Genomic DNA, 23,997 nt, shown 5'->3' with positions numbered 1-23,997 from the left:
CGCGGCCCGAAGCAAGGAGATCAACGACATGGATTTCGCGCTCACCGATCAGCAGGAAGCCATTCGCGACGCCATCGCAAAGATCTGCGAGGGCTTCCCCGATGCCTATTGGCTGAAGAAGGATCACGACGGCGGCTTTCCGCACGACTTCCACAAGGCGCTTGCCGATGCCGGCTGGCTCGGCATCTGCGTGCCGGAGGCCTATGGCGGGTCCGGGCTCGGCATCACCGAGGCCGCGATCATGATGCGCACGATCGCGGAGTCCGGCGCCGGCATGTCCGGTGCGTCCGCCGTGCACATCAACGTGTTCGGCCTCAATCCCGTCGTCGTGTTCGGCACCGAGGAGCAGCGCAAGCGCATGCTGCCGCCGATGGTCGAGGGCCGCGAGAAGGCGTGCTTCGCCGTCACCGAGCCCAACACCGGCCTCAACACCACGCAGCTCAAGACCCGCGCGGTCGCCAAGAACGATCGCTACATCGTCAATGGCCAGAAGGTGTGGATTTCGACGGCACAGGTGGCGCACAAGATCCTGCTGCTGGCGCGCACCACACCCCTGGAAGAGGTGCGTTCGCCCACCCACGGCCTCAGCCTGTTCTACACCGATTTCGACCGCAAGAAGATCAAGGTCCACGAGATCGAGAAGATGGGCCGCAAGATCGTCGATTCCAACGAGCTCTTCTTCGAGGATTTCGAAATCCCGATGGAGGACCGGATCGGCGAAGAGGGCAAGGGCTTCCAGTACATTCTCGAAGGCATGAACCCCGAGCGCATCCTGATCGCGGCGGAAGCGGTCGGTCTCGGCAAGCTCGCGCTGTCGCGCGCGACTGAATATGCCAAGACCCGAACCGTGTTCAATCGTCCAATCGGCAAGAACCAGGGCATCCAGCATCCGCTCGCGGTGAACTGGGTCGAGCTCGAGGCCGCCTGGCTGATGGTGATGTCGGCCGCCTGGCAGTACGACAAGGGCATGCCCTGCGGCGCTGCCGCCAATGCCGCGAAATATCTCGCGGGCGAGGCCGGCTTCTCGGCATGCGAGCAGGCGGTGATGACCCATGGCGGATTCGGTTATGCCAAGGAGTTCCACGTCGAGCGTTACCTGCGCGAGGTCCTGATCCCGCGCATCGCGCCGGTCAGCCCGCAACTCGCGCTGAGCTTCATCGCGGAAAAGGTGCTCGGACTGGCCAAGTCCTACTAGGCACGCCCGACTGAGCAAGTCGTACTGAACTCGCGCGGATAGTCCGGCAGGATCGCCATGAACCTCGCTCATCATCTTCTGCGTGCCGCCAGGGCCGACGCCGCCGCGCCGGCCCTGCTTAAAGGACTGACGCCGGTCGCCGACTACGGCCGGCTCGCCGCGACGGTCGCTTCGCTGGCAGCGTCGCTGCGAGGGCGCTTGGGTCTGGCGAAGTGCGATCGCGTCGCCTTGCTGATGAAGAACGTGCCGGACTACGTGGCTTGCCTCTACGCTTGCTGGCATGCCGGGCTGGTCGCCGTTCCCATCAATGCGAAGCTGCACCCGCGCGAGGTGGCGTTCATTCTCGACAATTCGACCGCGTCGGTGGTGTTTGTGACCGAGGACATGGCGAATGTCGCCTCGGAGGCGCTGGCGCTGAGCGCCGTCCAGCCGCGCATCGTGGAGATCGGCTCCGCCGAACATCGCAGCCTCGAACGGACCGAGGGGATCGCCGTCGCCGATGTCGAGATCACCGACCCGGCCTGGATCTTCTACACCAGCGGCACGACGGGCCGGCCCAAGGGCGCCGTGCTGAGCCATCGCAATCTTCTGGCGATGTCGCTGAACTACCTCGCCGAGATCAACCCGGTCGTGCCCGGCGAAGCGCTGCTGCACGCCGCGCCGATGTCGCACGGTTCGGGCCTTTACATGGTGCCGCACGTGCTCGGCATGGGGGCGCAGATCATTCCCGAGAGCGGCCGCTTCGAGTCCGACGAGATCCTCGAGCTGACGGCGAAACACGACAACATTTCGTTCTTCGCCGCGCCGACCATGGTGAGACGTCTGACGGTCGCAGCCGAGGCCGCGGGCTCGACCGCGCCGGGGCTGAAGACGATCATCTATGGCGGCGGCCCGATGTATGTCGCCGATTGCAAGGCCGCGCTCGCGGTCTTCGGGCCGAAGCTGGCGCAGATCTACGGTCAGGGCGAGACGCCGATGACCATCACTTATCTGCCGAAATCCATGCACGTCGATCACGGACATCCGCGCTATGAGGATCGTCTGGCCTCGGTCGGCATCGCGCAGGGCGTGGTCCAGGTCCGCACCGTTGATGAGGCGGGGAAGGACGTTGCGCCGGGGGAGATCGGCGAGATCATCGTGCGCGGCGATACCGTGATGTCCGGCTATTGGCAGAACCCGGAGGCGACGGCCAGCACGCTGCGTGACGGCTGGCTCTTTACCGGCGACATGGGCGCTTTCGATTGCGACGGCTTCCTCACGCTGAAGGACCGCTCAAAGGACGTCATCATCTCCGGCGGCACCAACATCTATCCGCGTGAGGTCGAGGAGGTGCTGTTGCGGCACGAGGCCATCGCGGAGGTTTCGGTGATCGGCCGGCCGCACCCCGAATGGGGCGAGGAAGTCGTAGCGGTCGTCGTCCCTGTCACGGGAAAGACCGTGACGCGCGACGAGCTTGATCAGATGTGCAGCGCGTGGATCGCGCGCTTCAAGCGGCCGAAGCATTATTACGTCACCGGCGAGCTGCCGAAGAACAGCTACGGCAAGATCGTGAAGACGGAGCTGCGGACGCTCCTGAGCGAGTCTTCCGCGCGCCTTGCACCAATGGGCTAGGACGATGACGGGAGCCACGGCGCCGATCGACTTCGCGGGACTGATCCGGGACGGCGACCTCGTGGTCTGCGGGCAGGCGACGGCGGAGCCCGTCACTCTGACGGAAGCGCTCATGGCGCAGGCCGCGAAGCTGCCTGCGTTCCGCATGATGGTCGGGCCGATCTTCTCGGACACTTTCGCCACAAGCGCGCCGAACGTGTCGTTCTCGAGCTATGGCGTCATCGGCAATGCGCGGCGCCTCGCCAAGGCGGGGCGCCTCGACGTAATGCCGAGCAATTATAGCGCCTTCTGCGCCGATTTTGCCGCGGGCCGCCACAAGGCCGATGTCGTTCTGGTGCAGCTCGCGGAGACCGATGGGCGCCTCAGCGCTTCCCTCTCCAATGACTATGTCATCGATGCCGCGCGCGGCGCACGCCTGGTCGTCGCCGAGATCAATCCGGATGCGCCGTTCACATTCGGGGCCGAATGGCCGGACGACGTACCGATCCATATCCGCGTTGATGCCGGCCGCCCGCCCGTTGAACTGGCCTCACCGCCGCTCGATGACGTGTCCCGGCGCATCGCGCAACATGCGGCGGGGCTGATCGCTGACGGCAGCACGCTGCAGTTCGGTGTAGGGCGGATTCCGGACGCGGTTCTCTCCTCGTTGTCGCATGCGCGCAATCTCGGCATCCATTCCGGCCTCATCAACGATGCCGTCGTCGACCTGATCGAGTGTGGCGCCGTGACGAATGCGGAGAAGGGGATCGACGCCGATATCACCGTCACCAATCAGGTGATCGGCACGTCGCGGCTCTATCGTTTCGTGAATCAGAACAGGCTGGTGGCGGTCCGGCCCACGTCCTACACGCACGGCCAGCACGTGCTGGCGCGGATCAGCCGGCTGGTTGCGATCAATTCGGCGCTGCAGGTCGGGCTCGACGGCAGCGTGAATTCGGAGACGCTGAACGGCGTCGCGATCGGGGCGATCGGCGGCCAGCTCGATTTCGTGCGTGGCGCCAACGCCTCACGCGGGGGCAGGGCAATCATCGCGCTGCCGGCGACGGCATCGGACGGCGCCAGCCGGATCGTCGCGAACGTCGAGACCGTGACCACCCCGCGCGCGGATGTCGATGCCATCGTCACCGAATGGGGTGTCGCGGAGCTCCGCGGCTGTGGTCTTGTCGAGCGCGCGCGCCGCATGATCGCGATCGCTGCGCCCGAGCATCGCGACGCGTTGTCGAGGCAATCGCGCGGCGCCGCGCGCTAGCGGCTTCAGTTCATCGTTGCGAAGCTCGACTGCCGGCTGTCGCCGGAGTCGATGATGCCGGGAAGGTCTGCGGCTCCGCCCGCGATCATGTCCGACATCCGCCAGAACAGATGGGCAAGCCGGGAAAACACCAGCCGTTCGCGCTCGGCGGCAATGGTTCCTTCCGGAATGGTCACGGTTTCCAGGCCGACGACCTTCTTGAAGTCGGGCCAGATCGTCATCGACTGGGCAATCACGGAGAAGCAGCGCGGGTCGTCATCGCTCTCGTCGGGCGCCGGCGGCAGGCCCGGATATTGCGCCGGTGTGGCATAGAATCTGTAGGCGCCATAGCCGAGCTGCAGCAGGAATTTCTCGGAGATGGCGGCGTCGTTGGCAAAGGACACCAGTCGCGCCTCGCTCAGCACGTCGGGATCGATCGCGGCCAGATCGCTCGCGCGCAGCGCCGAGCAGAACGCGAGCTCGCGATTGTGCTCCCGCAGCAGGTTTGCCAGCGGTTGCTGCTGTTGCACGGTGTCGGTGAGCAGGATGATGGTCTTGAGCATCGTGTGATGTCCGTCAGGGAAAGAGATAGCGGGCGGTCATGGTCGCATCGGCGGATGCGTGATAGGCGAAGAAGTCATTGGCGATCTGCTGCCCGGGCGCGATCTCCAGGATGCGGTAGCGAGCCTGCGCCGCGGCTTCGCGGGCTGCTCCGGCATCTTCCTGCCAGGCGCAAAGGGACAGCTCCAGCCGTCCATATCCGCCGCAATCGGCGGCGTAGGCACCGGTCACGGCCTCGACGGTCGCGGCAACCGTGCCGGCATCGCTGGCCGAGACGTCGCGCAGGATCACGGCGATGCCGCTGCCGGCCTCGGCTTTCGAAGTCATCACCATGAAGGCGTCGCGGGCGCCGGTGCGGCCGGCGCGGCGGGCGGTACGCACGATGCCGGCGAAGGCCGGATCCGGCCCGAGCTCCATCGTGGTCGTCTGCCGCTCATGCAGGATCGTGGCGCGCATCGCGCCGAGATCGCCCTTCAGCGCGTGATAGGATCGCGGCAGCCACACGGTGTCGAGCGGCATCTGGGACGACGTCAGGCTCCAGGCCTGGTCAAGCAGATAGCCCTCCCAGATCGCGGGATATGATGCGGCGAGCTGCTGCCAGGTCCGCAGCAGCGCTTCGGCGCCGTCGGTGCGGCCGAGATAGAGCGTACGGGCCGACATCTCCCAGCGGTTCCATTTGTGGAGCGCGACGTCGCAGCCGAGGAAGGACGGCAGCAGGGGCGCCTCGCGCAACACCGCGCCGGCTTCCACGAACAGCAGCGGTTCGCGATATTTGTTCCACATCCGCACCATGAACTCCGCCTTCTCGAAGCAGAGCACGCGGTCGCTGAACTGGGTCTCGATCGGCTCGATATGGCAATCGAGATCGAACCGCTCGAGCGAGTGCCGCAGGGCGAAGGCCGCGGTCGCGTCGCTGCCGCGCGGATGGCAAGACACGATCCGCGGGCGGGCGGCCGGGGCGTCCGCCGAGGCCAGAAACTTCGACCAGCCGATGCCGCCCCACCACATCTCATGAGGCCCCTCGGCGCCGCAGGGGCCGACGGTGCCGAACTCGGTCAGCTTGGACTTCAGGAAGTCGAAGCCGGGATTCTCGCTTCGGGGAATGACGACGGCGCTGGCGGGATTGAGCGAACGGTAGAACAGCTCGGCCGCCGCGCCGCTCAGCGGCTCCCCGAGAATGATGACGTTGCCGGATCGTCCGTCCGGGGTGCTGTCGAGCGTCGGGGCACCGTACTGGGCGATCAGCCAGTTCAGGCGGTCATGCTGGGGCCGGCCAAGCCTGATGCAGGCCGATTGCAGCAGACGATCCAGATTCGCGTGCGTCCCGTCGGTCAATTCCATGCCCCCTCGTGCCGGCCCTTGGATTTCAACGGCCAGGGCGACGCGATCAGGCGCACTATTTGTGTTCGGAACCGAGCGGCGTGATCGCGACGGAATAGATCGCGATGTCCTGCGTCATCGGCGCGGCCGGGATCAGCAGGCAGCCGTCGGCGGTCTCCGCGCGATAATGCGCTCCGCTTCGCTGCATGCCGGCATAGACCAGGCTGTCGGCGGCGATGCGGATCACCTCCTGGCTCTCGGCGGCCTCGCGAACCTCGCCGCCCGACTGGATCGTCACGCCGTGAAGAACGCCCTCGGGCGCGAATTTGGCCAGGGGCAGTGCGATCATGGTGATCGCCATGCCGCGCGACACGGGAATATGCAGCCGCAGCTCGCCGAGGCCGGTGCGATAGACGCTCACCGTCTCCAGCGCGGCGTCGCCGCCGGCGCGGAACAATCCGACCTGGACCGAGCCGCAGGCGCTGTTCTCGAACACGTCGGCCGGCAGGCGGTTGGCGCCGAACAGGGCATAGAGATAGCCATAGGACGGCGACAGTTCGGCGAAGCTGCCGGCGAGCCACATCGGCGGAGCGGCAGAAGTGCAGGCTGCCGAAAGGCCGCGGGCGGTGATCTGGCTGCGGACGAACCTGCCGTCGCACATCGGCGCGAGCGCGTGTGTGCCGAGATTGACGTCGTGCTTCAATCCGCCGAGCAGGGCCAGCTCGTCCTGGTCGGGCAGCAGCAGCAGCCGGCCCAGGGTCGCCGCGCACCAGCGTGCGGCGACATCCGGAGCAGCATAAGGACGCAGGCCGTAGTCGAGAGCCACATCGTCAGCCCTTTCGGCGAAAGCCAGCGCGCCCGCCTGGATCTCGGCGGCCAACGCGATCTGCTCTGCAGGCCGCGGGTTGACCTCGCGCAGGACCTGATCGCCGTCATAATCGCGGACCGAGCCGTCGGCGGAGCAGCAGATCTGCTCCAGCAGCGCCACGTTGCGGATCAGCATGCGCTTGACGTGCGGGCTCACCACGAGATCGGAGATGAAGCCTTCGGCGCTGTCGGACTCCGCGAGGTCACCGAAGGTATCGTCGAGCGACATCAGATAGGCGCCATGGAGGCGGATATCGATGCCTTCCATGTCAAAGACACGCCGCAGCGCCTTCTGCACGCTGCCGGAATAGCCGAGATCGGCGAGCACGAGATCGGTGCAATCGTCGAAGCCGGGAATCGTATAGCGCAAATAGGCGAGCAGCCGGCCACGCAAGGCGGCAGCGAGCTCGACGATGTCGTTGCCGTCCATCAATCGGGGCAGCGCCTTGGCAAGCTCCTTGCCGGTGGCGATGCCGTCGGGAGAGCCGGCGAAGAACGCCGCCACCTTCGGCGGCATGATCTTCACCATATCGCGAAAGGTCGGCGCATCGATCTTGAGGACCTTGCCGAGGAGATCGAGCAGCGGCTGCATCGTGTCGGCCGATGCGATCAGGCTGACGCGCCGGTTGATCTCGAGATACGCCGACGTCATCCCGTGCAGATCCTGCCAGATCCGGTGCGACAGAAAGCCGTCGCGACCGAGAAAGGCGAGAGCGACCCGTCTGTCGGAGCCTGCGATCTCTTCGCAGCGTCTCACCACGAAGGCGTCGAAGGCCGTCATCACCGGGCCGAGCACAGTCAGCCCCAAATGGAAGGCGGGCGATCTTTCGGCGCTGCGCGCGGCCACCATGCGCCGCAGCGTGCGTGCACCATGATCGAGCCGCGACGGCACGCCCGCGCAGAGCAGCTCGAACAGCGTGGTCTCGCGCTGGAATTTCGAGGCCAGTTGCGGCGTGGCCTGTGGATAATAGCGCGGGCGGATGCCGTGACGGCGCGCGCCCTTGATGTCGGCCTTGTCGTTGTCGCCGACGTGGAAGGACGCGGCGGAGTCGATGCCCTGCTCGGACAGATATTTCGCGAACAGCGTCTCGCTCTTGCTGCTGCCGTGGTCGCAGGACGCGTAGAGGAAATCCCATCTCAATCCGGGACGGCACGCCCGCAACAGCCGCGCCAGCCGGTCGGAATCCCAGTAGGTATCGGAGATGAATCCGACGCGGTGCCCGGCACGATCCATGTCCATATATTGCCGAAGCATGTCCGGGTTGGCGCGACAGAGCTCGAGCTCGGCGGCGAACTCCGCTTCGACCAGGTCGTTCAGGTGTTGCGCCGTGAGGCCGAACAGCCTGAACGGAAAACAGGAATAGATTTCGTCGATGCCGACTTCGCTCGTGCCGCGCTCGTCCTTCGCTGTTCTGCGTGCGCGCGATTCGGCTTGAATACGATGCTGAACGAAGCTGAGCGAAACGTTCGGAAATGAATTTGAAATGTCGGAAAGCTCGTAAGTCCTTTCAAATACGCCATCTGGCGTCGAGCAGGCGCGAACGAGAAATGTATCGAAAACATCGAACGACCAAGCAGAAACAATTTGCGTCCGACGATCGACGTCGGCCGTTGCGATCTTCATGGTGCGATTCCCCGTCAATCAAACTGATTAACGTGCAGATGCGCCGAGTCAGGCGCCACAACGGCGAAAAAAATTCACGCGCGATTCAAAATCGCATGCGTCGCGACTGACAGATTCAAAAAAATCGGTAGGTTCGGAAAAGGTGATTCGGCAAAAATTGCCGAGTGAGGAAATCGTCTCGCGTACGTTCACACTCGGAAACAATCGCTTTGATGCGCGTAGCGCACGTGCCGTGTTCGATCATCTAGTGCCGCGTAATGTCAGCGTTTTTCGAGACCACATCTGTTCGGGATGGACGATCCGCAATGATGCAAGACGATGTCGATGATTGCAGGACGCAGGCGCGCACGACGCGCCATGTCGGCAATTATTGCCTCTCGCCCGGCAATAAATTCCGGATAACATCTTGAAAAATAACAAAAATTCACCGCCTGGATTGTTTTCGTGCCGCGTTCAACGCCTGGAAGCCGTGTGGCATGTGCGCCGCTGGCATTGCGGGTTGGAGGTTGCGGGATGAGTTACGCGCTTGATGTCTGGGCTCCCGCCGAGGCCGAGATCGCGACGACGGTGCCGGTCGACGCGGCCGTTCCAATGATGCCGTCGGCGACCATCGCGCCTGACAGCGCGCCGGCCGACGCGGACATCGTGTTCGACGAGGACAGCGAGCTGCTGGACAGGCTCGCGGCCGGCGATGAGGCGGCCTTCCGCGTGCTGGTGGAGCGTCACATCGACCGTGCCTATGCGATCGCGCTCCGGATCGTCGGCAACGCGGCCGATGCCGAAGACGTGGTGCAGGACACCATGCTCAAGATCTGGACCCACCGCGGACGCTGGCAGCATGGTCGCGCCAAATTCTCGACCTGGCTCTATCGGGTCATCTCGAACCGCTGCATCGACCTGCGCCGCAAGCCGCGCACCGAGAACGTCGAGACGGTGCCGGAAGTGGCCGACGGTCAGCCCGACGCGGCCGAGATGATCGAGCGCAACGAATTGAACGGCATGCTGGAGCTCGCAATGCAGCGCCTGCCCGAGCAGCAGCGCATTGCGGTGATCCTGTCCTACCACGAGAGCATGAGCAACGGCGAGATCGCCCAGGTGATGGACACCACCGTGGCGGCGGTAGAGTCTTTGCTCAAGCGCGGCCGCCAGCAACTCCGCCAACTCCTGCGCAAGCACGAGCGCGACATCAGGACGGCGTTTACCGACTGCTAACCATAAAATTCCTGCCGCCAAAATTTTTCCGCCTGATCTCCTTGCACTCCGCCGTTTGAGCGAACGGACGGGGCTGCGGTCTGCGTCGTCAATCGTCTTCAACGATGCGGCACGCCATGCCCATCAGCACAGGAGTGTTCAATGCCTGCAATTTCCACCAATACCGCCGCCAATTCCGCGGTTCGCTACCTCAACATCAATTCGGCGCAGGAAAGCAGCGCGCTCGCCAAGCTGTCGAGCGGTTCGCGCATCACCTCGGCCTCCGACGACGCCGCCGGCCTCGCCATCTCCACGCGCATTTCGTCCGACATCACCACGCTGCAGCAGGCCGCGACCAACGCCTCGCAGGCGACCGCCATCCTCCAGACCGCCGACGGCGGCGCCTCGAACATCTCCGACATTCTGGCGCGCATGAAGTCGCTGGCCTCCGAATCCGCATCGGGCACCACGACCGACTCCAGCCGCGCCTACATCAACTCGGAATTCTCGCAGCTCACGAGCGAAATCGATTCGATCGCGACCGGCACGCGCTATTCGAGCCAGAGCCTGCTCGATGGTTCCAGCGTGTTCGCCTCCGGCGTCTCGGTTCTGGTCGGCTCCTCCGGCTCGGACACCATCACCATCACGCTGACGAGCCTCACCGCGTCCTCGCTCGGCGTGTCCTCGCTGGACGTCAGCTCGCTGTCCGATGCGTCTTCGGCGCTGACGGCGCTCGATACGGCGATCGACACGGTCTCCGGCGCCCGCGCCAGCATCGGTGCGCAGGAGTCGCGGTTCAACTTCTCGTCGGACTCGATCTCCACGCAGACCCAGAACCTGCAGGCCGCGAACTCGGCGATCACCGACGTTGACATCGCAGCAGAGCAGGCGACGCTCTCGTCGGCCGAAGTGAAGACCCAGGCCGCGGTGTCGGCTGAATCGGCCGCGAACCAGATGCCGCAATACCTGCTGAAGCTGCTCGGCTAAGCCCCGCGGCTGACATGATCGAACCGGGTCGGCCTGAGGCCGGCCCGGCGCCGCCAGCGGAGTGAGCCAGCAAGTGACAACCGTCAGTTCGAGCACCAGCGGGACGTCGTCGACGTCCACCAGCAGCGCATCCTCGGTCACCACCACGGGAACGACGACCTCGACGAGCCTCGATTGGAGCGCCTTGATCACGGCGGCGGTGAACGCCAAGCTCACGCAGGCGACGTCGATAACGACCAAGATCACGAGCAACGAAGCCAAGATCTCCGCCTACCAGACACTGCAGACCGACCTCTCCACGCTGTCGAGCGGATTGTCCTCGCTTGCGACCTCCGTCATCAATTCACTGGCCACCAACGCCTTCTCGACGCGGGCGGCGACGATCAGCTCGACCGGCGACGTCAGCGCCTCATCCGCGCTTTCCATGTCGGTGAGCAATGGCGCCGCGACCGGCGATCATTCGTTGACCATCAGCCAGATCGCGACCGCGCAGAAAGTGGTCGGGGCTACGCAGTCCAGCCAAACCACGGCACTGGGCTATTCCGGAACCTTCTCGCTGGGGCTCGGCAGCGGCAGTACCGCTGACATCACCGTCACCAGCACGATGTCGCTTCAGGACGTCGTCGATGCGATCAACGCGCAGACGTCGACGACCAATGTCCAGGCCTCGATCGTGCAGGTGAGCAGCGGCTCCTACGAGATGGTGCTGACCGGGACCGAGGACGCTGCCGACATCGCCTATTCCAGCACGTCCGGCGACGACATCCTGAACAAGCTCGGGGTGACCGACAGTTCGGGATCGTTCAGCAACGTCCTCCAGACATCGCAATCGGCGATATTCTCGTTGGACGGGATTTCGATGACCCGAGACACCAACGACATCACGGACGTGCTCTCGGGCGTCACGTTCAACCTGCTCCAGGCGACTCCGACCGGAACGTCGCTGAACATCAGCATCGACACCGACACGAGCCAGATCGAATCGGCGCTCCAGACCTTCGTCACCAATTACAACGCCTTCCGCGACGCCGTCGTCGCCCAGCAGGCGACCAATTCGGACGGCACCGCATCGTCCAGCGCTGTCCTGTTCGGCGACGGGACGATGCGCGACATCATGGACCAGCTCCAGAACGCGCTGACCAGCACGGTCGGGGGTCTCACGATGGCCGATATCGGCCTGTCGTTCAACGAAAACAACGAGCTCGAGCTCGATACCAGCACGCTGTCGCAGGTGCTCACCACGAATCTGAGCGGCGTTGCGACTCTGTTGTCGGCGCAGACGAAGACGTCTTCGAGCCAGCTCAGCGTCGTCAACACCGGAACGTCGCCGCAATCCTTCACGCTGGATCTGACCGTGGATTCCAGCGGTGCGCTCAGCGGCGCGTCGGTCAATGGCGATTCCTCGCTCTTCACGATCAGCGGCAACACGATCATCGGGAATGCCGGCACGGCCTATGCCGGCATGGCCTTCAGCTACAGCGGAACGACGTCGCAATCCATCTCGGTCACCTCGACGTCGGGCCTTGCCACGCAGGTCTATCAGATCGCGAAGAACTATTCGTCGAGCAGCGGAGCCTTGCAGACGCTGATCAGCAATCTCCAGTCGAACGACACCGACCTTCAGCAGAAGGTCACCGACATTCAGAGCGCGGCGTCCGCCTACCAGACGCAGCTCCAGACGCAATATGCGAACTACCAGGCCGCGATCGAGAGCGCGAACAACACGCTCACCTACCTCAAGGCCTTGCTCAACTCCAGCTCGAGTAATTGATGATGCATAATCCGATGGCGTACATGGCCAATCAGGCCTATCGGGGAGCGGCGACCACTGTGCCGCCGCTGAAGGCGGTGTCGATGCTGCTTGGCGGCGCGATCACCTTCCTCCAGAAGGCGCTTGCCGCGCAGGAAGCGCGCCGCTTCGAGGAGGGGCACGAGCACCTGCTGAAGGCGACCGCGATTCTGCGCGGGCTCAGCCACAATCTCGATTTCGCCAAGGGCGGGACCGTCGCCGAGCGGCTGTTCCAGACCTACAACACGATGATCCTGGCGAGCCTCAAGGCCTACGGCCGCCCGCATGCGCGCGAGAGCTTCCGGCGGATCATCGCGGGGCTGACGGAATTGCGGGAAGCCTGGGAATTCGTCGATACGACCGTGCGGGGGCCCAAAGCCGCCCCGGCCGATTCGGTCCGCAAGGGCTGAGCGGCCGTTCCGCCGCAAGGCGGGAAGGAGCCGGCCGGCGTCGGGCCTGCCATTCGGCCGCGTTCCGCGCTGCCGCGGGCACTTTTGCAGCCTATTCCGGCCGAAATCCGGTTTCCGTCGCGCCCGCAATGCTTTATGAGGGGCCTGACCGAGGCGGGATCGGCGGGCGATGGACGTCACCGAGTTTGAGGAACTGATCGATCGGCTGGGCGAGGACCTCTCCCTCTGGCCCGACGATCGGCGCTTGCCCGCCGAGCAACTCGTCGCCCAGTCTGCCGCCGCCCGGGCCCTCCTGGAGGAGGCGCGGACCTTGCGCCGCGCACTCGCGGCCCCTCCGGTCCGGGCACCCGCTGGTCTTGCCGACCGCATCGTCGCCGCCGCCGCGAAACTGAAGACCGACACCGCCGAGCCACGCACCGAAGGCGAGACCGCGGGGAGCTGAAGCTCTTCCTCGAACGAGTTCCGTTGCCGGTTCTGAACATTCTCTCCTCGTTCGCGATGAGAGGCCGAATTCGCACGTCGATCGAATTCGGGTGAGTGTTCCACGAGGCCGACTCTCGCCGTCCTCGCAGGCCGCTGGTCTCATTCAATCCCATTCTCGGCAGGCGACGTCACGCAGCTTCATCTGCGCAACCGGCTCGCGGCCGTCGCCCGCCCGACGCGTGGACGCGGCAGATTTTGCCGCGTGGAAAGCGGTTTCCGCACCAGTGAATCCGCGCCTGAATTCGCAAGCCCGCGCGTTTCATCAGCACACAGATTTCAAGTGCAGCCCGCCGCTTCTCTCATGGCTCGGCTGCATGCGTATCGGAGTGACCGATGACAGTTTCCGCGACGAGCTCCGCCTCGACAGCCACCACGACGACGTCCTCGTCGAGCACGTCGTCTTCGTCGACGCTGACGTCCAGCGATTTTCTGAGCCTGCTCGTCAGTGAGCTTCAGAACCAGGATCCGCTGAACGCGACCTCGACCACCGACTTCATCAATCAGCTCACGTCCTACGCGAACTTCAGCCAGCAGCAGTCGATCAATACCAATCTCTCGTCGCTTGCCAGCTCGTTCTCGAGTCTCGTGACGCTCAATTCGGTGAACTATATCGGTCACACCGTCGAAGCGAAGACCAGCACGTCGACGTTGAGCAACGGCTCCGCGACGTTCGGCTATTCGCTGTCCTCGGCGGCTTCGAACGTGTCGATCAGCATTCAGGACTCCTCCGGCAACACGGTGTGGAGCGGCACCGGCACGGGGAATGCCGGCTCCAACACCTTCACCTGGGACGGCCAGAATTCCAGCGGGACGCAGCTCGCCAACGGCGGCCAATACACGATCACGGTGAACGCGACGGACTCGGCCGGCAATTCGGTCCTGAACTACACGACCGTCACGGGGACCGTGACCGGCATCGACACCTCGACTTCCACGCCGTCGCTCACTGTGAACGGCGTCTCCGTCAGCGCCGCCAACATCATCGGCGTCACGTCCTGATTTCACGTCCCGATTTTCCTGGAGTTTCATCATGAGTCTCACCGGCGCATTATCTTCGGCGATCTCGGCGCTCAGCGCGCAGAGCCAATCCCTCTCGATGATCAGCGACAACATCGCGAACTCCGACACGACCGGCTACAAGACGACGTCGGCGATGTTCGACGCGCTCGTCACCGCATCGAACAATGCGAGCACCTATGCCTCGGGCGGCGTCACCGTCTCGGGCCGCGCCAACATCACCCAGCAGGGCCTGCTCGCCGCAACCTCGAACGCCACCGACGTCGCGATCCAGGGATCCGGCTTCTTCGTGGTGACCAATGCCACGTCGGGCGGCACCGTCGGCTACACCCGCAACGGCGCCTTCACGACGGACAATGCCGGCTATCTCGAAAACAACGGCAACTACCTCGAGGGATGGCGCACCGACGCCGATGGCAATGTCATCGGCAATGAATCGGCGAGCAGCCTCGAGGCCATCAACACCCAGGTCGCCTCGACCAGCGGCAGCGCCACGACCAAGACCTCGATCGCGGCCAACCTTCCGTCCGATGCCGCGACCGGCGCCACCTATACCAGCTCGATGACGGTCTACGATTCGCTCGGTGCGGCGAACTCGATGCAGGTCACCTGGACCAAGACGGGCACCAACACTTGGAGCGCGAGCTTCGCCAATCCGACCTCCTCGTCGGACTCGACGACCGCAACGGGCACGGCCTCGGGTACCGTCGACATCACGTTCAACAGCGATGGATCGCTGGCCAGCACCAGCCCGAGCCCCCCGACCGTGGCGGTGACCGGCTGGACCGACGGCGCTGCTGACAGCTCCATCACGCTCAATCTCGGCACGGCCGGCAAGACCGACGGCTTGACGCAATACGCGTCCGGCGAGACGACGCCGTCGGTCAACGTCACCAGCATCGATTCGGACGGACTGTCCTACGGCAAGTTGTCCAGCATCTCGATCGGCAAGAACGGTGTGGTCGACGCCACTTATTCCAACGGCCAGACCATTGCGATCTACAAGATCGCGGTCGCGACCTTCGCCGATCCCAACGGGTTGTCGGCTGCCAGCGACGGGATCTATTCGGCGACCGTGACGTCGGGAAATGCCTCGTTGCAGTCTTCGGGCGAGAACGGCGCGGGCACCATCTACGGCAGCGAGCTGGAATCGTCGACCACCGATACCAGCAGCCAGTTCTCCAGCATGATCTCTGCTCAGCAGGCCTACTCCGCCGCGTCGCAGGTCATCTCCACCGTCAACAAGATGTACGACACCCTCATCTCGGCGATGAGGTGAGCGATGCGCAGCGAGGAGGCCAGGATCGCCGGAGAGGCGCTGCTGCGCAAGCTGCGACGGCTGGTGGCGCGCGCGGCGACCGTCGCGGGCAGCGACCGCAAGCAATTGCTGGCTCTGCTGGACGACGTCGAGGTGACCCGCCGCGACCTGTTGCGCGAATGCGCGGAGATCGAGGGCGAGATGAGGCAGGCGACCGTCAGGGCGACCGCGATCGGCGCTTACACGCGCAGCTCGCAGGCCGGCCGCGGCAAACGGCATAACTAGAAGAAGGCGATGACCATGATTGTAGCTCAAGCCAAGAAGACGAGCGCCGCGGAAAGCGATACGCGCATCAAGTCGCTGATTACGCTCATCGACACCCTGACCGCTCTGGTCGCGGAGGAGAACGTGGAGCTCGCCAAGGGCCTGCCGGCCTCGCGGTTGAAACAGGTCGACGAGAAGAACCGGCTGGCGGAGATCTTCGAGCGGACCGTCGCCGAGTGCGCGGCTGGCACGACCAGCCTCAATGTGCGTGACCGGATCCTGCGCGAGCAGCTGCTCGAGCGGATCTTCAAGCTGCGTGCGGCGATGGATGAGAACCTGGTGCGGCTGCGGGCGGCGATCGAGGCCAGCAATCGCCGGATCGAGGCGGTGATGCAAGCGATCCGCGAGCAGATCGCGGCGGTGTCGCCCTATGGCGCCTCCGGCCGTGTCGCGACCCGCGCCGTGTCCAGCGGCACCATCCGCAGCGCCTGACGACGCGAGGAGCCCGCCGTGTCGCTCGACATCGCACGATCGATCGCCTTCAGCGGCCTGTCGGCCACGTCCGTGCAGATCAGCGTGACGTCGTCGAACATCTCGAACGCCGATACGACGGGCTACACCGAGAAGACCGCGAACCAGTCGAGCAGCGTCACCAATGGCGTCGGCACCGGCGTCACGGTGACGGGCATCACCTCGACGGTCGACAAGCTCCTGCTGAAATCGCTGATCGGGGCGACCTCCGATCTCGGCGCGGCCGATGCCACCAACACCTATCTGACGTCGCTGCAGAAGCTCTACGGGTCGACCAGCAGCTCCAGCGATTCCACGACCGGAACCTCGCTCGCCAACAACATCGCGTCGCTGGAATCCGCCCTGACGGCGCTTGCCAGCACGCCCAGCAGCGCGTCGCTGCAGTCCAACGTCGTCAGCGCGCTCGATGCGGTCGCGAGCCAGTTGCGGGAGACGTCGAGCGGCATCCAGAAGCTGCGCGCCAACGCCGATCAGGACATCTCATCCTCGATCGACGACGTCAATGCGGACCTCCAGCAGATCGCGAGCCTGAACGCCCAGATCAAGCAGACGGCGGCGGCGGGCCAGTCGACCGCCGACCTGGAAGACCAGCGCAACACCGCGCTGCAGGACGTCGCGTCCAAGATGAACATCAGCTATTTCACGGCGTCGAACGGCGATCTGCAGATCTACACGACGACCGGCCAGGCGCTGGTCGACAGCACCGCGCATACGATCAGCTACACGACCGCGGCCAATGTGACGGCGTCGACGGCCTACACTGCCGGCTCGTCGTCGAGCGGCTTCAGCGCGATCACGGTGAACGGCGTCGATATCACCTCCCAGATCACCGGCGGCGAGATCGGAGCGCTGATCACGCTCCGCGACAAGACCTTGCCGGCGGCGCAGTCCCAGCTCGACCAGCTCGCCCAGCAGCTGACCTCGGCGATGAACAGCGTCTCCAACAGCGCCTCCACGGTGCCGGCGCCGACGACGCTGACCGGCACCACCAGCGTCACCAGCAGCACGCCGCTCTCGGCCTCGGGAACGGTCCGCATCGCCGTTACCGACCAGAGCGGCAATCTGGTCTCCTACGACGATCTCGACCTGTCGTCCTATTCCACGGTCGGGGATCTCGTCACCGCGATCAATGGCATCTCCGGAGTGTCCGCGTCGGTGGATTCCAACGGCCATCTCTCGATCACGGCGACGGGATCCGGCAATGGTGTGGCCATCAACGAGATGACGAGCTCGGTCGGAAGCTCAAGCGAGGGGTTCTCTGACTATTTCGGCCTCAACGACCTCGTAACGGGAACGGGTGCGTCGGACATTGCCGTCAACAGCAGCATCCTGTCCGGAACGAGCGGGCTGCAGCTCGCGACGCTGGATTCTTCATCGTCTCTCACGGTCGGCAGCAACGTGCTGTCGTCCGGCTCGGCGACGACTGTCAATGCCCTCTACGACGCGTTGACGGGCTCGCGGACGTTCGCCTCCACCGGGGGACTTGCGGCCACGACCGGGTCCTTCGCCGACTATGCCGCCACGATCGTGTCCGACGTCGCGAGCAAGTCGTCGCAGGCGTCCGCCAACTACACGGCCAAGCAGACCGCGCAGTCCACCTACGCGAACTCGCTGTCGTCGCAATCGGGCGTCAACCTCGACGAGGAATCGGCCAAGCTCAGCACGCTCCAGAACAAATACACCGCGGCGTCCGCGCTGATCCAGGCCATCAACACGATGTATTCGGCGCTTCTGACCGCCGTGCAGTCGTCCTAAGGCGGGAGCAGGTCCATGACGGCGATGCGGGTGGCCACGTTCGCTCAATCGAACCTGATGATCGCCGACGCCATGCGCGTGGAGTCGGTCATGGCCAACGAGCAGATCCAGGAATCGTCGGGTGTCATCTCGACCGATTTCGGCGGCTACGGCTCGAATGCGCAGCATGTCGTCAACCTGCAGGTCTCGGTGACGCGCGCGCAGTCCTACATCGATGCGGCGACCATCGCGGACAGCAAGGTCCAGGTGATGTATTCGGCCGTCGGCTCGATGACCGACATCATCACGCAGCTTCGGTCCCAGCTCAGTGCCGCCTCGACCGGAACCGAGACCGCGACCACGTCGGTGATCAGCTCCGCCCAGCAGATGCTGCAGGAAATGGGCTCGCTGATGAACACGCAGTATGACGGCCAGTACGTTTTCGGCGGCAGCAAGACGGACACGGCGCCGGTCGACCTCACCAGCTTTTCCTCCGGCACAGGCTCGACCACGACGGCCGATACCAGCTACTATAACGGCAATGACGAGATCGCCTCGGTGCGGGTCGCGGCCGATCAGACGGTGTCCTACGGCGTGACCGCCGACAATTCGGCGTTCGAGGAGGTCATGCGCGTGCTGAAGTTCGTCGCCAACAGCACCTCGCTGTCGTCTTCCGACATATCGAACGCGCTCAATCTCGCCAGCACGGCGCTCGACGATACTTCGGCGGTGCAGGCGAAGCTGTCGAACGCGTCGTCCGCGATCGAGACCGCGAGCACGCGCCAGACAGACTACAAGAGCTATGCGTCCACCCTGTCGAACGATCTCACCGGCGTCGACGTCGCCGCGATCACGGCGCAGCTCTCGACCTATCAGGCGCAGCTCACGGCGTCCTATTCGGCGCTCTCCAAGATCCTGAGCATGAATCTGGCGAGCTATCTGAAATAGCCGCAGCTATTCGGACGCGATCCGCTCCATCGCGATGGCGCGAAGTCTGGCGCGCTGGATCTTCACGCCATTGGCGCTGTCGGTGACGGGGAAGGCCTCGACGACATAGATCCGTGCCGGGATCTTGTATCCCGCCAGCCGCTCGCGCAACCTGGCGATCAGCGTCTCCTCCCGTGGCGGTTCACCGGCCGCGATCACGAAGGCGGCGCAGCGCGCCTGGCCTTTCAGATCGACCGCGACGACCTGTGCGTCGGCAACGCCGTCGCAGGATTTGAGCTCGTCCTCGATCTCGCCGGGCGCGACCAGGAAGCCGCCGAGGCGCATCGCATCGCCGGCGCGGGTCTCGTAGACGAAGGCGCCGTCGCCGCGCAGCCGGCCGATGTCGCCGGTGCGGAAGAAGCCGTCCGCGGTGATCGCTTCGCGCGTGGCGTCCGGATTGTTGAAGTAGCCGAGGAATCGTGATGGCGCGCTGATTTCGATCTCGCCGGAGACGCCGGGAGCAGCGGACGCCCCGGTCTCGGTGTCGCGTATGCGGACCCGAGCGTCCGGCGACATCGGCCAGCCACCCCCCTCGATGCGGTCGGTGAAGGCATCACCGGCGCGGCCGATCGAGAACAGGGCCTGCACCTCGCTGGACCCGTAGAGACCGAACAGCGACATGCCGCGCGCCTCGGCCTCCGCGGCAAGCTCGCGCCAGCCGGGCTGGAATGCCGCAAAGCCGAACATCTCGGCATGCGGGAACGGACGCGGTGCATCGGTGAGCGCGAGGATGCGGCGGAACATCTCGTCGGAGCCGAAGGAATGCGTGATCTTCTGCGTGCCGAGGATGTTCAGCGCCGGGGCCGCCTCGAAAGCGTCGAGCACGTGAATGGTCGCACCGGCTGCGAGGAAGGCGAGCAGGCCGGTCATGCCGAACGTGCCGCAGAACGGGAGCAGGGCCAGCAGGGAATGACGTCGCGGCGATAGCGCCAGTGCCTTGGCGACGGCGGCGGCATGCGTGGCGAGCGTCCTCTGCGAATGCGCGACCAGCTTCGGTCCTCTGGTCGTGCCGGAGGTCGTGTAGAGCAGCACGGGCAGGTCAACGTCGTCCTGAGGCGGCGGGGCCGGCGGAGAGTCGGCCGTGAAGGCGTCGAACGCTACGCTGGGCCAGTGTGCCGGAATCGCATCGGCGCCGACCACCGCGAGCTTTCTCAGCGCTGGCACATGAGCCTTGTCGACATCGGCGAGAATGGCGGCGAAGTCGATCGAACGGAACGCCGCCTCGACCACCAGCAGCTTCGCACCGGACAGGCGGAGCAGGTGGGCGACTTCCGCGGCGCGATAGCGCGTATTCACGGCGGCGATGACAGCGCCGAGGCGGGCGGCGGCGAACAGCAGCGCGACCCATTCGACCCGGTTGACCAGCCAGACCGCTACCACATCGCCCTTGTCGATGTCCTGCGCGGCAAGCCAGGCCGCGGTCTGCTCGACCTTGCTGGAAAACTCCGCCCGCGTGACCGGCGTGCCGTCGAAGACGAAGGCGGGACCGGCGGCCGTGTCGGTGCCGATCAGCGATTGCAGCGAGACATCGTTGGGGCGCATGGCAACCGGAGTAACCCGATTGCGCAAGACTGTCTACTTGGTGCCGAACATCCGGTCGCCGGCGTCGCCGAGGCCGGGCACGATGTAGCCGTGTTCGTTCAGCCGCTCGTCGACGGCGGCAGTCCAGATCGGCACGTCGGGATGGTCCTGCTGGAACTGCGCGACCCCCTCGGGGGCGGCCAGCAGGCATACGAAGCGGATGTCGCGGGCGCCGCGTTCCTTGAGCAGGGAGGCGGCGGCACAGGCCGAGTTGCCGGTCGCCAGCATCGGGTCCATCAGGATCGCGGTGCGGTCGGACAGGTCCTGCGGTGCCTTGAAGTAATATTCGACAGCCTGCAGCGTGTCGGGATCGCGGTAGAGCCCGATATGGGCGACGCGCGCCGATGGCACCAGCGCCAGCATGCCGTCGAGGAAGCCGACGCCGGCGCGCAGGATCGGCGCCAGCGTGAGTTTCTTGCCGGCGATCTTCGGCGCCTGCATCGACGAGATCGGTGTCTCGATGTCGACCAGCTCGAGCGGCAGGTCGCGCGTCACCTCGTAGCAGAGCAGCATCCCGATCTCGTTCAGGAGCTCGCGGAAGCTCTTGATCGAGCGGTCCCGCTCCCGCATCAGCGAGAGCTTGTGCTGGACCAGCGGATGGGTGACGACGTTGACGTTGTGAAAGCTCATGGAACCGCTCTACACGCTTCCCTGAGATTGTACCAGATCGGGGGCCTCGGCTTCCACCGTGATCGCCGCCGAGAGCGGGACGGAGCTAGACTCCGACCCCGCGCGCCACGAGCGTGATCACCACCGTCAGGATGGCGCCCCAGATTAGGCTCGAGGTCATGGTCAGAATGGTCGTGGTGACCACCTGCTCCAGGTGTCCCCTGAACGGCTGCATGCTAGCGATCCCGCGCCGATGTTGCCGTGATGCGCAGGCCGAGCAGCAGGGCGCCCATCAATGCGATCAGGATGATGATCTTGAGTTCGACCATGTCGTGATTGCCTATTTCGCAGCCGGCTGCGGGAGGCGCCGCCTTGCCTGGTCGAGCCAGTGTCCGGCGATCGCGACCAGCGGATTGCCCCGGTTGTCGATGTCGAGCTCGAAGACCTCGTTGAGAAACACCAGCGCGCATCGCGCCGGCGCGCTCCGGCGCCTGGCGAACTCGATCGCGGAGGCCCTGAACAGGAAGAGGCCACCGGCGCCTCCGTTGGCATCGCGCGCGACCCAGAGGCCGGCCCTGTTGCGTCCGATGAAGAAGGCGGGGATGGCCGCGCTGACCACATCGGGATCGAGCGGTTTGAACGCGCTGCCGTCGGTGCCGGAAACGGCGTATCTCCGGCGTTCGGAAAGCTGCCGGTCGGCTTGAAGGGCGATCGCGGCCATGGCGGCCTCCTCACACATCTGCAAGGTCATGACAGTTTGCGCCGGTCAGGCATGAAGGTGCCAGACATAGATGGCGGTCTTCAGCGCGATGAGCGCGGTGAGCACGCCGCCCATCGAGAGCACGGCCAGTGCGCGCAGCGCGAGACGCCTAAGTTGGACCTTGTGCTCCCGCGACATCCGCGCGGGGCGATCCGCCCACCCCGTCGAGCGTTCAAAGCCATGTGTGAGCATCGACATCCCGATATTCCCTGATCAGCGTGGCGGCGCGTGACCGCCGCAATCTGCTTCGGATGATGGCCATGAGTGCGTAGGATTGCGAGATGAGCGCCGGGGCCGCGGCATAGGAATGTCATAAGCAGGCCGTCCGTCGCCCAGGTAGTCCCCGGAACAGATCGCGGTTGCGTTTCGGACGGACCTCAGATGGCCTGGTGTCCGGTCGCGCGATGCCGACGGCCGCGGCAAAGGCGTGCCGCAGGCGCGGCTCGTCCAGCTGCCGGCAGAAGCGCTCCAGCACGGCGTCCGCATTGTCCTGCTCTCCATCGATCGCCGCGCAGAGCCGGGAGCTGGTTCGCCGGAAGAAGTGGAGGGAGTTTTCGGTGTTGCGGCCAAGACGATCGAGCTCCCCGGCGACGGCCGCGGCATGCAACCTGTCGCCATGGTCTCGCGTCACGGCGAAACGCAGCAGCGCCAGCTGCCAGGCGCGAAGCAGCCTGTGACGTCCATCGGACAACGGCGGTGAACTCATGCGGCATTCCGCGCGGACCGGCAGAGTCAGGCTCCGACGCCGTCGATCAACTCTTCGTCGTCGATCGCGGCGAATGCCCTGGTGACTTCCGCTTGGCCGGTATTGTCCAGCGGCGTGATCGGCAGCCGGGTGACCGGTGACATCAGGCCGAGCAGGCTCAGCGCGTATTTCAGCGCCGCCGGGCTCTCCTTGCCGAGACAGGCGATCAGCGCGATGAGGCGCTTGTCGAGATAACGGGCGGATTGCAGGCGGCCCTGCCTGAGCTGCGAAAAGATGGTACGGCAGAGATCCGGGGCGATGTTGGCGATCTCCGAGACCGCGCCATCGCCGCCGCTCGCGATGAAGGCGAAGGCGGTGCTGTCGTCGCCGGACAGGAAGCGGAAGCCGGCCGGCAGCTGCCGGGCGAGGCGAAGGGGTCTCGTGACGTCGCCGCTGCCGTCGCGCAAGGCTACGAACTGCCGGGAACCGGCAAGACGCAGGATGGTCTCGTCGGCCAGCGGCCGCAGCGTGCGCACGGGTGCATCGTGCAGGATCACGGGTAGCCCGGTCGCAGCGGCGATCGCCCGGAAATGCGCGAGCATCCCCTCTTGCATCGGCTTGTTGTAGGCGGGGACCGCCGTCATCACGGCATCCGCGCCCGCCGCTTCCGCGCGTCGCGCCAGCGTGATGGCATGGCCGGTCGCGTTCGACATGGCGCCTGCGATGATCCGGGCTCGGCCGCGGGCGACATCGACCGCGGTGCGGATGATCAGCTCCTGTTCGGCCGGCGAGAGCGTCGGCGCCTCGCCGGCGGTTTCGCAGACGACGATGGCGGGAACGCCGGCCGCGATCTGCCGCTCGCAGAGAGCGGCCAACGCCTCGATATCGACCGCATCCGCCGCGTCGAACGGCGTCGGCAGGTCTGGGATGAAGCCTGTGAACCAGGCGGAGGGAGGGGTGAACATGGTCGTTACCGAAGCGGGGAAATCAGGCGGCGCGGCTGGGCGCGTCGACGACGGGCCTCCTGCCCATGTCGAGCTCGATCGCGCGCGGCAACTCGACGATGGTTTCCGGATGCTGGCCGTTCTCGAACAGCGCATATTTGACCGCCTGCGCGCGGCTGACGAACAGGCCGCCATAGAGGCCGTTCTGCTCCTGCGCGACCCATTGTCCCCGGCGGTTCCTGCCGATGAAGACAATGGTCGAGGGCGAGCTGCACGAGGGAGGTTCGACGATTTTCATGGATATTCCTTCCGAGTGACGTTAGCCGCAGGAGCGTGCCCTGCGTCCGTCCGCCAATATCTT

Annotated in this window: 25 protein-coding genes; 14 read left to right on the top strand and 11 right to left on the bottom strand. The window is 65.2% G+C overall.

Annotated features, from left to right (window positions below; genetic code table 11):
• Positions 1-28: 28 nt before the first annotated feature.
• The 3 genes from QM712_RS13765 to QM712_RS13755 are packed head-to-tail and all read left to right on the top strand — an operon-like array spanning position 29 to position 4,055.
• Complete coding sequence (locus QM712_RS13765) at positions 29-1,195, top strand: acyl-CoA dehydrogenase family protein (protein ID WP_074122147.1); 1,167 nt, start codon at positions 29-31, stop codon at positions 1,193-1,195.
• A 57-nt stretch (positions 1,196-1,252) separates the two neighbouring features.
• A complete protein-coding gene (locus QM712_RS13760) occupies positions 1,253-2,806 on the top strand; it encodes an AMP-binding protein (protein WP_415023647.1) in 1,554 nt (517 codons plus the stop codon).
• Positions 2,807-2,810: 4 nt separating this feature from the next.
• On the top strand, positions 2,811-4,055 hold the full coding sequence (locus tag QM712_RS13755) for an acetyl-CoA hydrolase/transferase family protein (protein WP_415023646.1): 1,245 nt from the start codon (positions 2,811-2,813) through the stop codon (positions 4,053-4,055).
• A 5-nt stretch (positions 4,056-4,060) separates the two neighbouring features.
• Here the strand turns inward: QM712_RS13755 and QM712_RS13750 are convergent, their stop codons facing one another.
• The 3 genes from QM712_RS13750 to QM712_RS13740 all read right to left on the bottom strand — a co-directional run bounded on the left by QM712_RS13750 (position 4,061) and on the right by QM712_RS13740 (position 8,406).
• On the bottom strand, positions 4,061-4,597 hold the full coding sequence (locus tag QM712_RS13750) for a hypothetical protein (RefSeq protein WP_415023645.1): 537 nt from the start codon (positions 4,595-4,597) through the stop codon (positions 4,061-4,063).
• 13 nt (positions 4,598-4,610) lie between these two features.
• Positions 4,611-5,930 carry a hypothetical protein gene (locus tag QM712_RS13745; RefSeq protein ID WP_415023717.1) on the bottom strand — a complete coding sequence of 440 codons (1,320 nt, stop codon included), beginning with the start codon at positions 5,928-5,930 and terminating at the stop codon, positions 4,611-4,613.
• A gap of 61 nt (positions 5,931-5,991) precedes the next feature.
• The gene (locus tag QM712_RS13740; protein ID WP_415023644.1) at positions 5,992-8,406 is read right to left on the bottom strand and encodes an HAD family hydrolase; all 2,415 of its coding nucleotides are present in this window, start codon (positions 8,404-8,406) and stop codon (positions 5,992-5,994) included.
• 513 nt (positions 8,407-8,919) lie between these two features.
• Here QM712_RS13740 and QM712_RS13735 point away from each other — a divergent pair.
• From QM712_RS13735 to QM712_RS13685, 11 genes are all read left to right on the top strand, one after another.
• Complete coding sequence (locus QM712_RS13735) at positions 8,920-9,618, top strand: RNA polymerase sigma factor (protein ID WP_415023643.1); 699 nt, start codon at positions 8,920-8,922, stop codon at positions 9,616-9,618.
• Between the two features lie 141 nt (positions 9,619-9,759).
• The gene (locus QM712_RS13730) at positions 9,760-10,584 is read left to right on the top strand and encodes a flagellin (protein WP_415023642.1); all 825 of its coding nucleotides are present in this window, start codon (positions 9,760-9,762) and stop codon (positions 10,582-10,584) included.
• A gap of 73 nt (positions 10,585-10,657) precedes the next feature.
• Positions 10,658-12,355 carry a flagellar filament capping protein FliD gene (gene fliD / locus QM712_RS13725; protein ID WP_415023641.1) on the top strand — a complete coding sequence of 566 codons (1,698 nt, stop codon included), beginning with the start codon at positions 10,658-10,660 and terminating at the stop codon, positions 12,353-12,355.
• Positions 12,355-12,783, top strand: a complete 429-nt coding sequence (gene fliS / locus QM712_RS13720) for a flagellar export chaperone FliS (protein WP_415023640.1) — start codon at positions 12,355-12,357, stop codon at positions 12,781-12,783. The genes fliD and fliS overlap by 1 nt, the downstream gene beginning before the upstream one ends.
• 169 nt (positions 12,784-12,952) lie before the next feature.
• Entirely contained in the window at positions 12,953-13,225 is a 273-nt protein-coding gene (locus QM712_RS13715; protein WP_415023639.1) for a hypothetical protein, read from the top strand.
• 374 nt (positions 13,226-13,599) lie between these two features.
• Positions 13,600-14,265: a flagellar hook assembly protein FlgD gene (locus QM712_RS13710; protein ID WP_415023638.1), complete on the top strand. Its 666-nt coding sequence runs from the start codon at positions 13,600-13,602 to the stop codon at positions 14,263-14,265.
• Positions 14,266-14,296: 31 nt separating this feature from the next.
• On the top strand, positions 14,297-15,562 hold the full coding sequence (gene flgE, locus QM712_RS13705) for a flagellar hook protein FlgE (RefSeq protein WP_415023637.1): 1,266 nt from the start codon (positions 14,297-14,299) through the stop codon (positions 15,560-15,562).
• Positions 15,563-15,565: 3 nt separating this feature from the next.
• Positions 15,566-15,826: a hypothetical protein gene (locus QM712_RS13700; RefSeq protein WP_415023636.1), complete on the top strand. Its 261-nt coding sequence runs from the start codon at positions 15,566-15,568 to the stop codon at positions 15,824-15,826.
• 15 nt (positions 15,827-15,841) lie between these two features.
• Positions 15,842-16,297, top strand: coding sequence for a flagellar protein FlgN (locus QM712_RS13695; protein WP_415023716.1), 456 nt, complete (start codon positions 15,842-15,844; stop codon positions 16,295-16,297).
• 18 nt (positions 16,298-16,315) lie between these two features.
• Entirely contained in the window at positions 16,316-18,091 is a 1,776-nt protein-coding gene (gene flgK, locus QM712_RS13690) for a flagellar hook-associated protein FlgK (protein WP_415023635.1), read from the top strand.
• A gap of 15 nt (positions 18,092-18,106) precedes the next feature.
• Positions 18,107-19,018 (top strand): flagellin, encoded by a 912-nt coding sequence (locus tag QM712_RS13685; protein ID WP_415023634.1) that lies wholly within the window; start codon positions 18,107-18,109, stop codon positions 19,016-19,018.
• 6 nt (positions 19,019-19,024) lie between these two features.
• On the opposite strand, the gene QM712_RS13680 is transcribed toward QM712_RS13685, so the two are convergent.
• The 8 genes from QM712_RS13680 to QM712_RS13645 form a co-directional block, all read right to left on the bottom strand.
• Positions 19,025-20,599: an AMP-binding protein gene (locus QM712_RS13680; protein ID WP_415023633.1), complete on the bottom strand. Its 1,575-nt coding sequence runs from the start codon at positions 20,597-20,599 to the stop codon at positions 19,025-19,027.
• 33 nt (positions 20,600-20,632) lie between these two features.
• The gene (gene upp / locus QM712_RS13675; RefSeq protein WP_415023632.1) at positions 20,633-21,268 is read right to left on the bottom strand and encodes a uracil phosphoribosyltransferase; all 636 of its coding nucleotides are present in this window, start codon (positions 21,266-21,268) and stop codon (positions 20,633-20,635) included.
• Between the two features lie 85 nt (positions 21,269-21,353).
• Positions 21,354-21,482: a hypothetical protein gene (locus tag QM712_RS13670; RefSeq protein WP_415023631.1), complete on the bottom strand. Its 129-nt coding sequence runs from the start codon at positions 21,480-21,482 to the stop codon at positions 21,354-21,356.
• Between the two features lie 105 nt (positions 21,483-21,587).
• Positions 21,588-21,968 (bottom strand): hypothetical protein, encoded by a 381-nt coding sequence (locus QM712_RS13665; protein WP_415023630.1) that lies wholly within the window; start codon positions 21,966-21,968, stop codon positions 21,588-21,590.
• A 45-nt stretch (positions 21,969-22,013) separates the two neighbouring features.
• The gene (locus QM712_RS13660) at positions 22,014-22,205 is read right to left on the bottom strand and encodes a hypothetical protein (RefSeq protein ID WP_415023629.1); all 192 of its coding nucleotides are present in this window, start codon (positions 22,203-22,205) and stop codon (positions 22,014-22,016) included.
• A gap of 112 nt (positions 22,206-22,317) precedes the next feature.
• A complete protein-coding gene (locus tag QM712_RS13655) occupies positions 22,318-22,713 on the bottom strand; it encodes a hypothetical protein (protein ID WP_415023628.1) in 396 nt (131 codons plus the stop codon).
• A 26-nt stretch (positions 22,714-22,739) separates the two neighbouring features.
• The gene (gene dapA / locus QM712_RS13650) at positions 22,740-23,657 is read right to left on the bottom strand and encodes a 4-hydroxy-tetrahydrodipicolinate synthase (protein ID WP_415023627.1); all 918 of its coding nucleotides are present in this window, start codon (positions 23,655-23,657) and stop codon (positions 22,740-22,742) included.
• A 22-nt stretch (positions 23,658-23,679) separates the two neighbouring features.
• Complete coding sequence (locus tag QM712_RS13645) at positions 23,680-23,934, bottom strand: hypothetical protein (protein ID WP_415023626.1); 255 nt, start codon at positions 23,932-23,934, stop codon at positions 23,680-23,682.
• Between the last annotated feature and the right edge of the window lie 63 nt (positions 23,935-23,997).

It is taken from the genome of Bradyrhizobium sp., from assembly GCF_047605465.1.
Classification (GTDB): Bacteria; Pseudomonadota; Alphaproteobacteria; order Rhizobiales; family Xanthobacteraceae; genus Bradyrhizobium.
The sequence above is the reverse complement of the archived record's forward strand: the minus strand, read 5'-3'. Positions and strand labels throughout refer to the sequence as shown.

Coding starts and splice junctions, on each gene's coding strand:
- QM712_RS13765 (WP_074122147.1), top strand. CDS start 29: ATGGATTTCGCGCTCACCGATCAGCAGGAAGCCATTCGCGACGCCATC.
- QM712_RS13760 (WP_415023647.1), top strand. CDS start 1,253: ATGAACCTCGCTCATCATCTTCTGCGTGCCGCCAGGGCCGACGCCGCC.
- QM712_RS13755 (WP_415023646.1), top strand. CDS start 2,811: ATGACGGGAGCCACGGCGCCGATCGACTTCGCGGGACTGATCCGGGAC.
- QM712_RS13750 (WP_415023645.1), bottom strand. CDS start 4,597: ATGCTCAAGACCATCATCCTGCTCACCGACACCGTGCAACAGCAGCAA.
- QM712_RS13740 (WP_415023644.1), bottom strand. CDS start 8,406: ATGAAGATCGCAACGGCCGACGTCGATCGTCGGACGCAAATTGTTTCT.
- QM712_RS13735 (WP_415023643.1), top strand. CDS start 8,920: ATGAGTTACGCGCTTGATGTCTGGGCTCCCGCCGAGGCCGAGATCGCG.
- QM712_RS13730 (WP_415023642.1), top strand. CDS start 9,760: ATGCCTGCAATTTCCACCAATACCGCCGCCAATTCCGCGGTTCGCTAC.
- fliS (WP_415023640.1), top strand. CDS start 12,355: ATGATGCATAATCCGATGGCGTACATGGCCAATCAGGCCTATCGGGGA.
- QM712_RS13715 (WP_415023639.1), top strand. CDS start 12,953: ATGGACGTCACCGAGTTTGAGGAACTGATCGATCGGCTGGGCGAGGAC.
- QM712_RS13710 (WP_415023638.1), top strand. CDS start 13,600: ATGACAGTTTCCGCGACGAGCTCCGCCTCGACAGCCACCACGACGACG.
- flgE (WP_415023637.1), top strand. CDS start 14,297: ATGAGTCTCACCGGCGCATTATCTTCGGCGATCTCGGCGCTCAGCGCG.
- QM712_RS13700 (WP_415023636.1), top strand. CDS start 15,566: ATGCGCAGCGAGGAGGCCAGGATCGCCGGAGAGGCGCTGCTGCGCAAG.
- QM712_RS13695 (WP_415023716.1), top strand. CDS start 15,842: ATGATTGTAGCTCAAGCCAAGAAGACGAGCGCCGCGGAAAGCGATACG.
- QM712_RS13685 (WP_415023634.1), top strand. CDS start 18,107: ATGACGGCGATGCGGGTGGCCACGTTCGCTCAATCGAACCTGATGATC.
- QM712_RS13680 (WP_415023633.1), bottom strand. CDS start 20,599: ATGCGCCCCAACGATGTCTCGCTGCAATCGCTGATCGGCACCGACACG.
- upp (WP_415023632.1), bottom strand. CDS start 21,268: ATGAGCTTTCACAACGTCAACGTCGTCACCCATCCGCTGGTCCAGCAC.
- QM712_RS13670 (WP_415023631.1), bottom strand. CDS start 21,482: ATGCAGCCGTTCAGGGGACACCTGGAGCAGGTGGTCACCACGACCATT.
- QM712_RS13665 (WP_415023630.1), bottom strand. CDS start 21,968: ATGGCCGCGATCGCCCTTCAAGCCGACCGGCAGCTTTCCGAACGCCGG.
- QM712_RS13660 (WP_415023629.1), bottom strand. CDS start 22,205: ATGTCGATGCTCACACATGGCTTTGAACGCTCGACGGGGTGGGCGGAT.
- QM712_RS13655 (WP_415023628.1), bottom strand. CDS start 22,713: ATGAGTTCACCGCCGTTGTCCGATGGACGTCACAGGCTGCTTCGCGCC.
- dapA (WP_415023627.1), bottom strand. CDS start 23,657: ATGTTCACCCCTCCCTCCGCCTGGTTCACAGGCTTCATCCCAGACCTG.
- QM712_RS13645 (WP_415023626.1), bottom strand. CDS start 23,934: ATGAAAATCGTCGAACCTCCCTCGTGCAGCTCGCCCTCGACCATTGTC.